This window comes from Janibacter sp. RAF52, from assembly GCF_052114035.1.
Taxonomy (GTDB): domain Bacteria; phylum Actinomycetota; class Actinomycetes; order Actinomycetales; family Dermatophilaceae; genus Janibacter; species Janibacter hoylei.
In genome coordinates this window covers 78,814-91,267 of sequence record NZ_JBFRDY010000005.1, presented here as the reverse complement: position 1 = coordinate 91,267, position 12,454 = coordinate 78,814, and the positions used below count along the sequence as shown (strand labels likewise).

Here is a 12,454-nt window from a genome sequence, read left to right as displayed (position 1 = left end):
TCAGCCCCGCTCGCTGTCCCACATGACGGCGAAGGTGCGCGGTGGGTCCCACTCGAGGATCTCGCCCTGGAGGGTGGGCGTGTCCTGCGGCTGCTGGTCCGCCTCCGGCCAGGAGGGCAGGGTGACGCGGGCTCCCTTCGCCCGCTCGCCGACGACGTGGGCCGGGAACCAGTCGTGGAGGTGCTCGGACTCGGTGAGGGCACGCCTGGCATGTGCCCGTGAAGGCATGTCGTGACTTGACGATTCCATCAAAAACGATAATCGTTCTCAATTATGCGCACCACACGACGCCACACCCAGATCCTCTCTGCCGCCGCCGTGCTCACGCTCGGCGTGACCGCCTGCGGGTCCGGCACGACCGCCGACCCGTCGGCGAGCTCGACGCCGACGCCGATCACCCGCGCCGACGACGTCTCGACCTCGGTGGGAGCGCCCTCGGGCGCGACCGTCGAGGAGGGCAGCCGCACGCCGCGGCTGGCGGTGACGCATGACGAGGGCGTCATCGTCCTCGACGCGGTTTCCCTCGAGCTGCTCGGCGAGTTCCCGCTCGAGGGATTCACCCGGCTCAACCCGGTCGGCGACGACCGGCACCTCATGGTCACCGAGGGTGATGGTTTCCGCGTCCTCGACCTCGGCGGCTACTCCCTCCCGCACGGCGACCACGACCACCACCACTCGACCGAGCCCACGCTCACGGAGATGACCTTCACGGCCAAGCACCCCGGCCACGTCGTCGTCCACGCCGGACGCACCGTGCTCTACGGCGACGGAGACGGCTCGATCCGCTCCTTCGACTCCGACGCGCTGCGGGAGGGCGCGACGCGCAAGCCCGAGGTGACGACCCGGGCCGAGCGCACGCCGCACCACGGGGTGGCCGTCGAGCGCGAGGACGGCTCGGTCGTCACGACGGTGGGGACGGAGGACGAGCGCACCGGCATCGTCATCCGCGATGCGAAGGGGAAGAGGGTCGCCTCCTCCGACGAGTGCCCCGGAGTCCACGGTGAGGCCGCGGCACAGGGCGGCGCCCTCGTCTTCGGGTGCGAGGACGGGCTCCTGCTCGTCCGGGGTGACGAGATCACCAAGGTCGACGCCCCGGACGACTACGGGCGCATCGGCAACCAGGCGGGCAGCGAGGAGTCGCCTTTCGTCCTGGGTGACTACAAGAGCGACCCCGACGCCGAGCTCGAGCGCCCGACGCGGGTGAGCATCACCGACACCCGTGACAGGTCGCTGCGGCTGGTGGACCTGCCCGCGAGCTACTCCTTCCGCTCGCTCGAGCGCGGCCCCGACGGCGAGGGCGTCGTCCTCGGCACCGACGGCCGGCTGCACGTCATCGACATGGCGAAGGGAGAGGTGAGTCGCTCCATCGACGTGGTCGAGGAGTGGACCGAGCCGACCGAGTGGCAGCAGCCCCGGCCCACCGTGCACGTCCAGGACGGCACGGCCTATGTCACCGAGCCGAGCAGCAAGGCCCTGCACATGGTCGACCTCGAGTCCGGCAAGGTCGTGAGCAGCGGCGAGCTGCCCGTCGTGCCCAACGAGATCGACGGCACTCTGGGGTGAGCACCCGGGTGGGCCGGCCGGCGTCAGCGCCGGGTCAGGCCCACCCGGAAGCCCACCGGCATGAGGGTCAGCCGCTCGGTGATCGTCAGCTCGTAGCCCGGCTCGGGCGTCAGGTCGAAGCGGTGGAGGAGCTTGGCCAGGACGATGACCGACTCGTGCAGCGCAAACTGCCGCCCGATGCACGCCCGCTCACCCGTGCCGAAGGGCTTGTAGGCGTGGGCCGGGCGTGCCCGGATGTGCTCCGGCAGGAAGCGGTCGGGATCGAAGCGCTCCGGGTCGGGCCACACCTGCGGGTCGCGGTGGAGCAGCGGGATGAAGACGAGGACTCTGTCCTCCGGCGTCATCCGCAGGCCGCCCGGCACCCCCGCCGAGCCGTCGGCGCCGATCGTCGTCGTCTCCCGCGGCGAGCGGGCGAAGCCCGGCGCCGTCGGCCACAGCCGCAGGGTCTCGTCGACGACGCGGCGCAGGTAGCGCAGCTTGGGCACCTGCTCGAAGGTCGGGGTCGCTGACGGGTCGGTGCCGAGCACCTCGTCGAGCTCGGCCCGCACCCTCGCGAGCACCTCGGGCTCACGGGTCAGGTGGTACAGGGCGAAGGAGAGCGCGCCCGACGTCGTCTCGTGGCCGGCGACGAGGAGGGTGAGGATCTGGTGCCGCACGTTGGCGGCCTCGAGGAGCGCGCCGGAGTCGTCCACGGGCTCGTGCATCATCCGGCCGAGCAGGTCGTCGTGGCGCTCCGCCGATGCCTCGCGCTCCGCGACGATCTGCTGGAGCAGGTCGTCGATGTAGCGGTGCCGCTCCAAGGCCCGTCGGTCCCTGCGCCGCACCATGCGCCGGCCGACGAAGGGGAGGGCCGCCATGTTTGACCTGGCGGCAGCGTGCGACATGTCGCCGACGAAGGTCGTGACGAAGGGGTCGACCTCCGCGGTCTCGAAGCTGCCGAAGGTGTGGCTGAAGGCGGCCCGCCCGATCGTCTCGAGGGTGAGCTTGGTGAGCCACGGGGAGACGTCGACGGTCCTCCCTTCGCCGGCGGCCTCGTCCCACACCGAGATCAGCTCGTCGGTCGCCGCGACCATGACCTCGTGGTACCCGCGCATCGCCGACTTGCTGAAGGCCGGCATGAGCAGGTCGTGGGCCAGCCGCCAGTTGGGCTCGTCGGTGTCGGCGGTGAAGAGCCCGTCGGCGACGAACATCCGCAGGTCCTCCACGCCGGGGGCCAGCGCCTTGGTGAAGCGCCTGTCGTCGCACAGCTCGCCGACGAGGTCGACGCCGCGGGCGAAGACGAACTTGCGGCCCATCGCGAGCATCTCGAAGATCGGCCCCAGGTCGGCGCCGAGGCGCAGCATGTTTTGCACCGGCGTGGTCGGGTCCATGCCCTTGCGGAAGGCGTCGCCGAGGAGACGGCGTCGGCCCGCGGGGTGGGGGAAGTCGTGCTCGCGCCAGCCCATCCCGGCATTGGTCGGGTAGTCCACGAGGGTGTCGATGGCGGCCACGCTGCCGCTCCCTTCGTCAGATGTAGTGACTCGGCTCACGGTAGCCGCCCGGTGGCGACGACGACACCGCCCGGCCCTTGCCGATCGCCGCGGGGGTCATGGGATGATGTGCGCCATGAGCAAGCACCCCCCTCGTCTGTCCCACCCGCCGACCGGGCCGCACGCCGTCGAGGACCTCGGGCACGCGCAGAACCCCGCGTGGTGGACCGTCATGACCCTCGGCATCATCGCCGGTGTCGTCGGCACCTGGGCGGTCGTCGTGCTGAGCCCCGTGCTCGGTGTCGTCGCCGTCGTGCTGTCGGTGCTGACGATCGTTGTCGGCGTCGTCATGTCGAAGATGGGCCTGGGCTCCTACACCTACGGCAAGGGCGACACCGCGACCGACAGCGCGTCGGTCGGCATCAAGTAGCCCTCACCCGCTGGCCTTCACCCCGCCGGCTGAGGTGGGGCCCCTCATCCCCGCCGGCTGAGGTGCGAGCGCCAGCGAGCCTCGAAGCCTCACCCCGGGACGTTGTCCTCGATGTCGGCGAGCCAGCGGGTGGCGACGGCGTCGCTGGGCATCCGCCAGTCACCACGTGGTGACACCGCGCCGCCCGGCAGCACCTTGGGCCCGTTGGGCAGCGCCGACCTCTTGAACTGGTTGTCGAAGAAACGCTGCACGAAGACGAGCAGCCACCTGCGGATCTCGGCAAGGTCGTAGGCGCCGCGGTCCTCCTCGGCGACGGAGCTGGGCCACGCTCCCTTCGTCGCGTCCGACCACGTCTGCTCCGCGAGGAAGGCGATCTTGCTCGGCCGGTCGCCGCGACGCAGCACGTGGAAGAGCGTGAAGTCCTGCAGCGCGTAGGGCCCGATCTTGTCCTGCGTCGACTGCGGCCGGTCGGCGTCCTTGCTCGGGACGAGCTCGGGGGAGATCTCGGTCGCGAGCACCGAGCGCAGCGTCTCGGAGACCTCGGGCAGCTGGCCGGTGTCGGCGACCCAGTGGACGAGGTGCTGCATGAGCGTCTTGGGCACGCCGGCGTTGACGCCGTAGTGGCTCATCTGGTCGCCGACGCCGTAGGTGCACCAGCCGAGGGCCAGCTCGGACAGGTCGCCGGTGCCCAGGACGATCCCGCCGCGCTGGTTGGCGATGCGGAAGAGGTAGTCGGTGCGCAGCCCGGCCTGCACGTTTTCGAAGGTCACGTCGTAGACCTCGTCGGGGTGGTCGGCGTCGGGGTCGAGCCCGTAGGGGTGGCCCATGTCGCGCAGCATCTGCGTCGCGGTGGGCCGGATGTCGAGCTCCTCCCACGTGATGCCGAGCGACTCCATGAGGGCGACGGCATTGATCTTGGTGTGGTCGCTCGTGGCGAAGCCAGGCATCGTGATGCCGATGATGTCGGTGCGCGGGCGCCCCAGGCGGTCCATCGCCTTGGCCGCGACGAGCAGCGCGTGGGTCGAGTCGAGCCCGCCGCTTACGCCGATGACGATCTTGGGCTGCCAGTCGGCGCCACCGATGGCGCGCAGCCGCTGCTCCACCGCGGAGACCTGGATGTTGTAGGCCTCGTAGCAGTCCTGGGCGAGGCGGGCCTCGTCGTCGGGGACGAAGGGGAAGCGGTCGAGCGGGCGCAGCAGCCCGAGGTCGCCGGTGGGCGCCTCGAGCTCGAGGTGCAGGTCGCGGTAGGGCGCCGACTCCGAGCCGATCCCCAGGGCGACGCCGTTGTCGTCGAAGCTGCCCTGCCGCATCCGCTCCTGCCGCAGCCGGTCGACGTCGACGTCGACGAGGGTCTCGCGGGGGCCGGAGGGGAAGCGCTCGGACTCGCCGAGGAGGTCGCCCCCTTCGTAGACCATCGTCTGGCCGTCCCACGACAGGTCGGTCGTGGACTCGCCGGCGCTCGCAGCGGCGTACACGTAGGCCGCGTTGCACCGGGCCGAGGCGGAGCGTGCGAGCAGGTGCCGGTCCTCCGCCCGGGCGACGGTGATGGGGGAGGCGGAGAGGTTGAGCAGGACGGTCGCGCCGGCCAGGGCGGCCTCCGCGCTCGGCGGCACCGGCACCCACATGTCCTCGCAGACCTCGGCATGGATGACCAGGCCCGGCACGTCGTCGACATGGACGAGCAGGTCGGTGCCGAAGGGGACGCCGTCGAGCACCGCCGCGTCCTCGCCCTGCGCGAAGGTCGGGCGGAACCACTCGTCGACGATGCCGGCGCCGGCGGCGAAGTGCCGCTTTTCGTAGAACTCGCGGTAGTTGGGCAGATAGGCCTTGGGTGCGATGCCGATGACCTCGCCGCGGTGGATGAGGACCGCGCAGTTGTAGAGGCGGTTGCGGTGGCGAAGGGGGGCGCCCACGACGACGAGCGGCAGCAGGTCGGCGGTGGCCCGGGTCAGGTCGACGAGGGCGGCCTCGACGTCACGGAGCAGCACGTCCTGCAGGAGCAGGTCGTCGATGGCGTAGCCGGTGAGGCTCAGCTCGGGGAAGAGCGCGACCGCCGCACCCTGCTCGCCCACGTGCCGGGCCCGCTCGAGGATCGCCGCGGCATTGGCCTGCGGGTCGGCCATCGTCACCGGCAGCGTGCACGCGGCGATGCGCGCGAAGCCGTGGCGGTAGAGGTTGCGGAAGTCGCGGTCCATGCCCCGAGCCTATGACCCCCGCCCTCCACCGGTGGTCGAGGTGCGAGGAGCTCTGCGACGAGCCTCGAGACCCCGCTCCCGGCGAGGAGGCCCGGCGCGCCGCCAGTCCGGCAGTCAGGTCGTGCGTCGCCGGGGCAGGACCTACGTCATCAACAAGCAGAACCCGCGGCTGAAGGCCCGCCAAGGCTGCGCCGGCGATATCCACTGGTCTGGGCGGCTCCCTTCGTCTTGGATGGAGCGATGCAGACGCACTCACTCGCCGAGCGACCTGACCTCGTGGAGGCCTTCTGGTCGATCGCGGGGGACTGGCCGACCTTCATGCTCCAGGACCCGACCTCCGACCGGGCCTACGAGGCGGCGGTCGAGGCCTTCCCGCAGCTGCACCTCGTCGTCATGGAGGGCGAGACGGCGGTGGCGCGGCTGCACGCGGTGCCCTTTGGCCATGGCCTGTCGGACCTGCCGGCCCGGGGCTGGGACGCCGCGATGCAGGAGGCCGAGTGGCTGGCGGCGAAGGGGGCGGCCCCGGACTGGTCGACGGTCAGCCTCATCGAGGCGCGGGTCGCGGTGGACCGGCGGGACGAGGGCCTGAGCGGTGCACTCCTCGCCGAGGCGCGTCGGCGCTACGCGGCGCTCGGGTGCCGCGATCTCTTCGGCCCGGTGCGCCCGACCCGCAAGTGGCTCGAACCCCGCACCGCCGCAGACGAGTACGCGCGTCGGGTCCGCGAGGACGGGCTGCCCGTCGACCCGTGGCTGCGCGCGCACGTGCGGCTCGGCGGCCGGATCGTTCAGGTGGCGCCGCTGTCGATGACGATCCCGGGCACGCTCGCCCAGTGGCGGGAGTGGACCGGCCTGCCCTTCGACGTGGACGGGTCCGTCGAGGTCGAAGGGGGTCTCGCCCCCGTCCACGTCGACCTGGCCAACGACCACGCGGTCTACGTCGAGCCGAATGTCTGGGTGCACCACGACCTGTGCTCCCTCGCTGGTTGAGGTGCGAGGCCGCCCGCGGCCGAGCCTCGAAACCGCCTATCGCCTGAAGACGAGGAGGGCCACCCCCAGCAGGGCCGACGAGGCGACCCAGGGCCGAAGCCGTGAGCTCGAGCGAGGAGAGCGGAGATCGCCATACGCTTCGGCCCTCTTCCGGCACTCGCGCTCTATGGCGCAGCCGTCGAGGAGCAGCAGCGTCATGGCGCTGAAGATCAGTCCAAAGCCAACGAGGGCCGCGGGGAGCGACAATTCGGCGGTCAGGGCGATGCCACCGGCGACGAGGAGGAGTCCATAGGCGACGACGTCAGCCTTGGCGAGGGTGCCGACGATGCCGCGCTCCTCCATCACGACGGGCCTGAGCAGGAAGCGGCGTGCTCGACGCACGTGCTCCTCGGCTTCGTCGGTGACACCTGCGCGTCGAAAGAGCTCCGCCTGATGGAACTGGCGCTCAGCGCGTGCGTTGAGCGTCAGGCGACCGAGCGCTCGCGCGCACGGCGGCCAGACGGTCACGACGCTGGCCAGCGCACCAACCAGGGCGCCTGCAAGTTCAACGTTCATGTCGTACCCCCTGCGGGTTCCGAAGCGCCGCCTGGTGCAGCGCAGCCGAACAACCTACGACCGGCCACCGACAGCCCAATGTCCTAATCCGGACAAGTAGCCTGACGCCCGTGATCACGGGTGAGATGAAGAGCAAGGTCGATGCCGTCTGGAACGCCTTCTGGAGCGGCGGCATCTCCAACCCGCTCGAGGTCATCGAGCAGATCACCTACCTGCTCTTCATCCGTCGGCTGGACGAGCTGCAGACGACGAAGGAGCGGCGCGCTCGTGTCGAGGGTGGGGGTGTGAAGGACCCGATCTTCGGGCCTGGCGAGTCCAACCTCCGGTGGCAGAACCTCAAGAACGCCGGCGCGGCCGAGGCCCACCACACGATGGCCCAGCAGGTCTTCCCCTTCCTGCAGCAGCTCGGTGGCGAGGGCTCGACGTACTCCGACCACATGAAGGACGCGCGCTACACGATCCCGACCCCCGCGCTGCTGTCGAAGGTCGTCGACCTCATCGCCGACATCCCGATGGACAAGCGCGACACCAACGGCGACCTCTACGAGTACCTGCTCTCCAAGATCGCCTCGGCAGGGACCAACGGGCAGTTCCGCACGCCGCGGCACATCATCGAGCTGATGGTCGACATGATGGCCCCGGCCCCGACCGACGAGATCTGCGACCCGGCCTGTGGCACAGCGGGATTCCTCGTGGCGGCCTCCGAATACATCCGCGAGCATCACCCGTCAGCACTGACCAACGCCCAGCAGCGGACGCACTTCCACAACAGCATGTTCCACGGCTACGACTTCGACTCCACGATGCTGCGCATCGGCAGCATGAACATGCTCATGCACGGTGTCGAGGCGCCGGACATCAGCTACCGCGACTCCCTCTCCGAGGGGGCGAGCGGCGATGCTGAGAAGTACACGCTCATCCTCGCGAACCCGCCCTTCGCCGGCTCGCTGGACTACGAGGCGACGGCGAAGGATCTGCAAAAGATCGTCAAGACGAAGAAGACCGAGCTGCTCTTCCTCGCCCTCTTCCTCAAATTGCTCAAGCCGGGCGGCCGCGCGGCGGTGATCGTCCCGGACGGGGTGCTCTTCGGTTCGTCGAAGGCGCACAAGACCCTGCGGAAGATGATCGTCGAGGAGCAGAAGCTCGACGCGGTCGTGAAGCTCCCCTCCGGCGTCTTCAAGCCCTACGCCGGGGTGTCGACGGCGATCCTCTTCGTCACGAAGACCGACTCCGGCGGCACCGAAGACGTGTGGTTCTACGACGTGCAGGCCGATGGCTTCTCCCTCGACGACAAGCGCAACCCGATCGAGGCCAACGACCTCCCCGACGTCCTCGCCCGCTGGCGGGACCGTGATGCGGAGCGTGAGCGAGCGCGGACCGAGCAGTCCTTCACGGTGCCGAAAGGAGAGATCGTCGCCCAGGACTACGACCTTTCAATCAACCGCTACAAGGAGGTCGTCCACGACGAGGTCGACCACCGGCCCCCGCTCGAGATCATCGCGGACATCGAGGCGCTCGAGGCGGAGATCGCGCAGGGGATGGGCGAGCTGAAGGCAAAGCTGTCGTGATCCGACTTTCGGACGGAATCCCTTATCGAAGCGGGGGGTATTGGGGCGCGGAGCCTGGCGGCGCCGAAGTCGATGCTAAAGCTGTTAGAAACGGGGATGTCGGTAATTCAGGAGAGCTGAAATGGGGGGACTTGCCGCTCCGCGGTTACACGACCCGGGAGATCGCCAAGGCTCAAGTTCGCGCAGGTGACATACTGCTTACGTCATCCGGGAATTGCGGGAACGTCGCCTTCGTTTCGAGCGAGCCCACAAACATCACTGTTGCCACAAACTTTGTGAGGATCCTCCGGGTTGACCCTCGGCTGGTCGATCCACGGTACGTATTTCACTTCCTGAGGACTCGGCAGTTTCTGGGCGGTATCGAACCCTTCGTCCGAGGTGCGACGATTAAGAACCTGTCGGTCGAAAGTGCGTTCAAGGCACTGGAAATGCCCGCGCCGGACCTTGCAGAGCAGCGGCGGATCGCGGCGCTCCTCGACCACGCCGACGCGCTCCGCGCGAAGCGCCGCCGGATCCTCGCGCACCTCGACGACCTCACTCAGTCAACCTTCGTCGATATGTTTGGTCACCCTGTTACGGGGAGTCGCTGCCCCCGGGCTGCCGTGGGTTCGATCGCCGAGGTGCGGACAGGCAACTCGCCGAGTCGGGCAATACCCGAGAACTTTGGAGATGCGATCGAGTGGGTGAAATCCGACAACCTCGCCGGAGGATTCGTCGAGCGGGCCTCTGAGGGACTCTCGGCGCGTGGTAAGTCCGTCGCGCGGATAGCACCTGCAGGGTCTGTTTTGGTGACCTGCATTGCTGGAAGTGCTGCCTCTATCGGTAGAGCCGCTGTTGCAGACCGGGAAGTGGCGTTCAATCAACAGATCAACGCAGTTCTGCCGTCAGGTGATATTCACCCATACTTTTTGCTTACACAGTTTAAGGTTGCTCCTGATCTCGTTCGAGCCAAGTCGACCGGGGGGATGAAAGGGATGGTGAGCAAAAGTGCCTTCCAAGCGATTCAAATCCTGTTGCCGCCACTCGGGGATCAGCGAGAATTCGCGAAGCGAATGGAGCGGGTGTTTGCACTTCGGGCTCGAGTGGAAGGCTTAGTGCGTCTGGACGACGAACTCTTCGCCTCACTCCAGTCCCGCGCATTCAAGGGCGAGCTCTGATGACCGCCCTCCCGTCCTGGGACCAGTTCATGGTCCCCGTACTCCGGCTCCACACGGATGGCGAGGTTCGCTCCCTTCGGTCCATCCGGACCGGAGTGGCGAGCGCGACGCTGACCGAAGACCAGCGTGCGGAGGTGCTCCCTTCGGGCTCGGCTAAGTCGGACAACCGCATCGGGTGGGCCGTCTCCTACCTCTACCGCGTCGGCGCGCTGGAGCGGCAGGCTCGCGGCCAGTACCGCATCACCGACATCGGGCGCCGCGTCTTGGCCGACCACCCGCAGGGCATCACCGAGGTGCAGCTGCGCCAGCACGCCCGTCCCGGCGACACCTGGTGGGTGGCCAAGGCCCACGAGCCGGCTGCCGCGTCGCCGGTGACCGCCACCCCCGAGATCGACCCGACCGAGCAGGTGGAGGAGGGCATCGCCCGCATCCACGCCGATGTCGCGGCCGAGCTGCTCACCAGGCTGCACGCCAACGACCCCGCGTTCTTCGAGCAGGCCGTCCTCGACCTGCTCGTCGCTATGGGCTACGGCGGCGCGGACGGTCGCGCCACCCGCACGCAGCTGTCCAACGACGGCGGCATCGACGGGATCATCGACCAGGACGCGCTCGGTCTGAGCCGGGTCTACGTGCAGGCCAAGCGCTACGCCCTCGACACGAGCGTCGGGCGCCCCGAGATCCAGGGCTTCGTCGGCGCGCTGCACGGGCAGTCGGCCAACCAAGGCGTATTCATCACGACTGGGCGCTTTGGTCCGAAGGCCCGCGAGTACGCCGACGGGGTGGCCACGAGGGTCGTGCTCATCGACGGTCAGCGGCTGGCGGCGCTGATGATCCGGTACGGCGTCGGGGTGCAGGTGCGGCGGTCGGTGCAGATCGTCGAGGTGGACGAGGACTTCTTCGAGTAGGGGGTCGCTGTCGGGGTGGCATGTCATGTTTGGGCATCCAGCCGCCCGACTCCGCGGGCGCGTGATGATCAGGGGGCACGATGGCCATCTCTCCGGAGGAGCAGGCACGTAGGGCGGAGGCGCTGCGGCAGTTTCGCCACAGCACCGAGATGTCGGGAGGCCGGCTGTCGGACGACGCCGAGCACGACCTCGCGGAGTATGTGCGTGGTGAGGTCGACGAGGCCGAGATGCTGCGCCGTGTTCGGGCGCGCTTCGGTCTGGGCGAGTGATCATTCTGGGTCGGCTTGGTCCAAGACTGAGATGTGCTGGGCAGTGCACAATGACTGACATTGCGCCCCTGACAATGTCAGTGAACGGGCGCTAGGCTGACATTGTGGACCTGGAAATGTTCGTCAACAGCACAGGTGGTGACCTCGTCGATATCGACGGCGTCGACCCTGCTGGCGGGGAGTGGCGACACAAGGCCTTTGTCCCCGCGCCGCTCGCGGGAGACATGCCGACCCTCAGCCAGGCCACGTTCATGGCCGTGGCGGAGGCAAGGGCAGCATTGGCGGCCCTGGACAGCACGGCACGACGGCTGCCCAACCCGACGCTCTTGCGGCTGCCCGCTCTGCGACGCGAGGCCCAGAGCACCTCGGCATTGGAGGGGACCTACGCGCCGCTGGCGGATGTCCTTGTCGCCGATGACGAAGAGCCGTCCAGTGCCGACCTCGTCGAGATTCTCAACTACGTCAACGCGGCGAACCACGGGTTCGCGTGGATGGCCGATGGCCGCCCACTGACGGTGTCCTTCGTCGGGGATCTCCAAGGGATCCTCATGCGGGGGACCCCGCTGGAGTCGGACTCGGGGCGCCCGCGGGACACCCAGGTCGTCATCGGCCGACGTGACGACCTCGACCCTCGTCGCGCACCCATCCACAACGCCAGGTTTGTCCCGTCCCCGCCGGGCCCATCGCTGGAGCAGGGCTTGCGGGATCTGGTGGGCTGGATGCAGGACGACCATCTGGGTCGGATCGACCCCGTCGTGGCAGCCGCGATGTCCCACTACCAGTTCGAGACGCTCCACCCCTTCCGCGACGGCAACGGCCGCATCGGGCGGCTGATGATTGTGCTGCACCTCCAAGGCCTCGGCGTCCTCAGCGAGCCGACGCTCACCGTGTCGCCGTGGTTCGAAGCGCGCCGCGCGACCTACTACGAGCGGCTGCTCGGCGTGAGTACCACGGGTGACTGGGACGCCTTCGTGCGCTTCTTCGCCCAGGGGCTGCAGCAAGCGGCCGACAGCACTCAGGCAGAGATGCTCGCGCTCGTTGACGTCCAGGCTGAGCTGCGAGAGGTCGTGCGCGCCTCGAAGCTCAGAGCCGAAAAGGCGCTCGCCCTCGTGGACCTGGCCATCGCCAACCCCTCCTTCACCGTGCGGAAGGTCGAGGCCGACCTCGGGGTCTCCTACGGTCGGGCCAACGCCATGGTCGGCCAGCTCGTCGAGCTGGGTGTGCTCGACGTCGTCGATGCGTCGGCGTACAAGCGGCGCTTCTATGCGCCGCGCGTCCTGCGCGTCCTCACGTCTCGGTCGGGTGCGTGACGTGAGGGTCCTTGATCAGTTCAATTGGCTGTCCAACCGGGTGATC

Annotated in this window: 12 protein-coding genes and 1 pseudogene; 9 read left to right on the top strand and 4 right to left on the bottom strand. The window is 68.8% G+C overall.

Features of this window, described 5'->3' with window-relative positions; all coding sequences use genetic code 11:
- Entirely contained in the window at nt 1-228 is a 228-nt protein-coding gene (locus tag AB4Y78_RS08495) for a hypothetical protein (RefSeq protein WP_441713328.1), read from the bottom strand.
- A 45-nt stretch (nt 229-273) separates the two neighbouring features.
- Here AB4Y78_RS08495 and aztD point away from each other — a divergent pair, with 45 nt between their 5' ends.
- Nucleotides 274-1,563 carry a zinc metallochaperone AztD gene (aztD, locus tag AB4Y78_RS08490; RefSeq protein ID WP_441713327.1) on the top strand — a complete coding sequence of 430 codons (1,290 nt, stop codon included), beginning with the start codon at nt 274-276 and terminating at the stop codon, nt 1,561-1,563.
- Nucleotides 1,564-1,586: 23 nt separating this feature from the next.
- On the opposite strand, the gene AB4Y78_RS08485 is transcribed toward aztD, so the two are convergent.
- A complete protein-coding gene (locus tag AB4Y78_RS08485; RefSeq protein WP_441713326.1) occupies nt 1,587-3,053 on the bottom strand; it encodes a cytochrome P450 in 1,467 nt (488 codons plus the stop codon).
- A 115-nt stretch (nt 3,054-3,168) separates the two neighbouring features.
- Here AB4Y78_RS08485 and AB4Y78_RS08480 point away from each other — a divergent pair, with 115 nt between their 5' ends.
- Nucleotides 3,169-3,462, top strand: a complete 294-nt coding sequence (locus AB4Y78_RS08480) for a hypothetical protein (protein ID WP_441713325.1) — start codon at nt 3,169-3,171, stop codon at nt 3,460-3,462.
- Nucleotides 3,463-3,551: 89 nt separating this feature from the next.
- On the opposite strand, the gene AB4Y78_RS08475 is transcribed toward AB4Y78_RS08480, so the two are convergent.
- Nucleotides 3,552-5,657, bottom strand: coding sequence for an NAD(+) synthase (locus tag AB4Y78_RS08475; RefSeq protein WP_441713323.1), 2,106 nt, complete (start codon nt 5,655-5,657; stop codon nt 3,552-3,554).
- Here AB4Y78_RS08475 and AB4Y78_RS08470 point away from each other — a divergent pair.
- Together AB4Y78_RS08470 and AB4Y78_RS08465 are read left to right on the top strand one after the other, a co-directional pair.
- A pseudogene (locus tag AB4Y78_RS08470) lies at nt 5,656-5,844 on the top strand (ribosomal protein bL36); the annotation flags it as partial. The gene AB4Y78_RS08475 and the pseudogene AB4Y78_RS08470 sit on opposite strands and share 2 nt — an antisense overlap.
- A 53-nt stretch (nt 5,845-5,897) precedes the next feature.
- Nucleotides 5,898-6,644: an N-acetyltransferase gene (locus AB4Y78_RS08465; RefSeq protein WP_441713320.1), complete on the top strand. Its 747-nt coding sequence runs from the start codon at nt 5,898-5,900 to the stop codon at nt 6,642-6,644.
- 36 nt (nt 6,645-6,680) lie between these two features.
- Here the strand turns inward: AB4Y78_RS08465 and AB4Y78_RS08460 are convergent, their stop codons facing one another.
- Nucleotides 6,681-7,199, bottom strand: coding sequence for a hypothetical protein (locus AB4Y78_RS08460; RefSeq protein WP_441713319.1), 519 nt, complete (start codon nt 7,197-7,199; stop codon nt 6,681-6,683).
- A gap of 110 nt (nt 7,200-7,309) precedes the next feature.
- Between AB4Y78_RS08460 and AB4Y78_RS08455 the strand changes: the two genes are divergently transcribed.
- From AB4Y78_RS08455 to AB4Y78_RS08435, 5 genes are all read left to right on the top strand, one after another.
- A complete protein-coding gene (locus tag AB4Y78_RS08455) occupies nt 7,310-8,767 on the top strand; it encodes a type I restriction-modification system subunit M (RefSeq protein ID WP_441713318.1) in 1,458 nt (485 codons plus the stop codon).
- The gene (locus AB4Y78_RS08450) at nt 8,764-9,924 is read left to right on the top strand and encodes a restriction endonuclease subunit S (RefSeq protein ID WP_441713317.1); all 1,161 of its coding nucleotides are present in this window, start codon (nt 8,764-8,766) and stop codon (nt 9,922-9,924) included. Before AB4Y78_RS08455 ends, AB4Y78_RS08450 begins: the two co-directional genes overlap by 4 nt.
- On the top strand, nt 9,924-10,829 hold the full coding sequence (locus AB4Y78_RS08445) for a restriction endonuclease (protein WP_441713316.1): 906 nt from the start codon (nt 9,924-9,926) through the stop codon (nt 10,827-10,829). Before AB4Y78_RS08450 ends, AB4Y78_RS08445 begins: the two co-directional genes overlap by 1 nt.
- 80 nt (nt 10,830-10,909) lie before the next feature.
- The gene (locus tag AB4Y78_RS08440; protein WP_265230203.1) at nt 10,910-11,098 is read left to right on the top strand and encodes a hypothetical protein; all 189 of its coding nucleotides are present in this window, start codon (nt 10,910-10,912) and stop codon (nt 11,096-11,098) included.
- Between the two features lie 104 nt (nt 11,099-11,202).
- Complete coding sequence (locus tag AB4Y78_RS08435; protein WP_265230202.1) at nt 11,203-12,408, top strand: Fic family protein; 1,206 nt, start codon at nt 11,203-11,205, stop codon at nt 12,406-12,408.
- The last annotated feature ends 46 nt before the right edge of the window (nt 12,409-12,454 follow it).

What these genes read in the sequence shown, in the direction of transcription:
- AB4Y78_RS08440 (WP_265230203.1), top strand. Translation starts at nt 10,910, where the DNA reads ATGGCCATCTCTCCGGAGGAGCAGGCACGTAGGGCGGAGGCGCTGCGG.
- AB4Y78_RS08465 (WP_441713320.1), top strand. Translation starts at nt 5,898, where the DNA reads ATGCAGACGCACTCACTCGCCGAGCGACCTGACCTCGTGGAGGCCTTC.
- AB4Y78_RS08460 (WP_441713319.1), bottom strand. Translation starts at nt 7,199, where the DNA reads ATGAACGTTGAACTTGCAGGCGCCCTGGTTGGTGCGCTGGCCAGCGTC.
- AB4Y78_RS08480 (WP_441713325.1), top strand. Translation starts at nt 3,169, where the DNA reads ATGAGCAAGCACCCCCCTCGTCTGTCCCACCCGCCGACCGGGCCGCAC.
- AB4Y78_RS08445 (WP_441713316.1), top strand. Translation starts at nt 9,924, where the DNA reads ATGACCGCCCTCCCGTCCTGGGACCAGTTCATGGTCCCCGTACTCCGG.
- AB4Y78_RS08495 (WP_441713328.1), bottom strand. Translation starts at nt 228, where the DNA reads ATGCCTTCACGGGCACATGCCAGGCGTGCCCTCACCGAGTCCGAGCAC.
- aztD (WP_441713327.1), top strand. Translation starts at nt 274, where the DNA reads ATGCGCACCACACGACGCCACACCCAGATCCTCTCTGCCGCCGCCGTG.
- AB4Y78_RS08475 (WP_441713323.1), bottom strand. Translation starts at nt 5,657, where the DNA reads ATGGACCGCGACTTCCGCAACCTCTACCGCCACGGCTTCGCGCGCATC.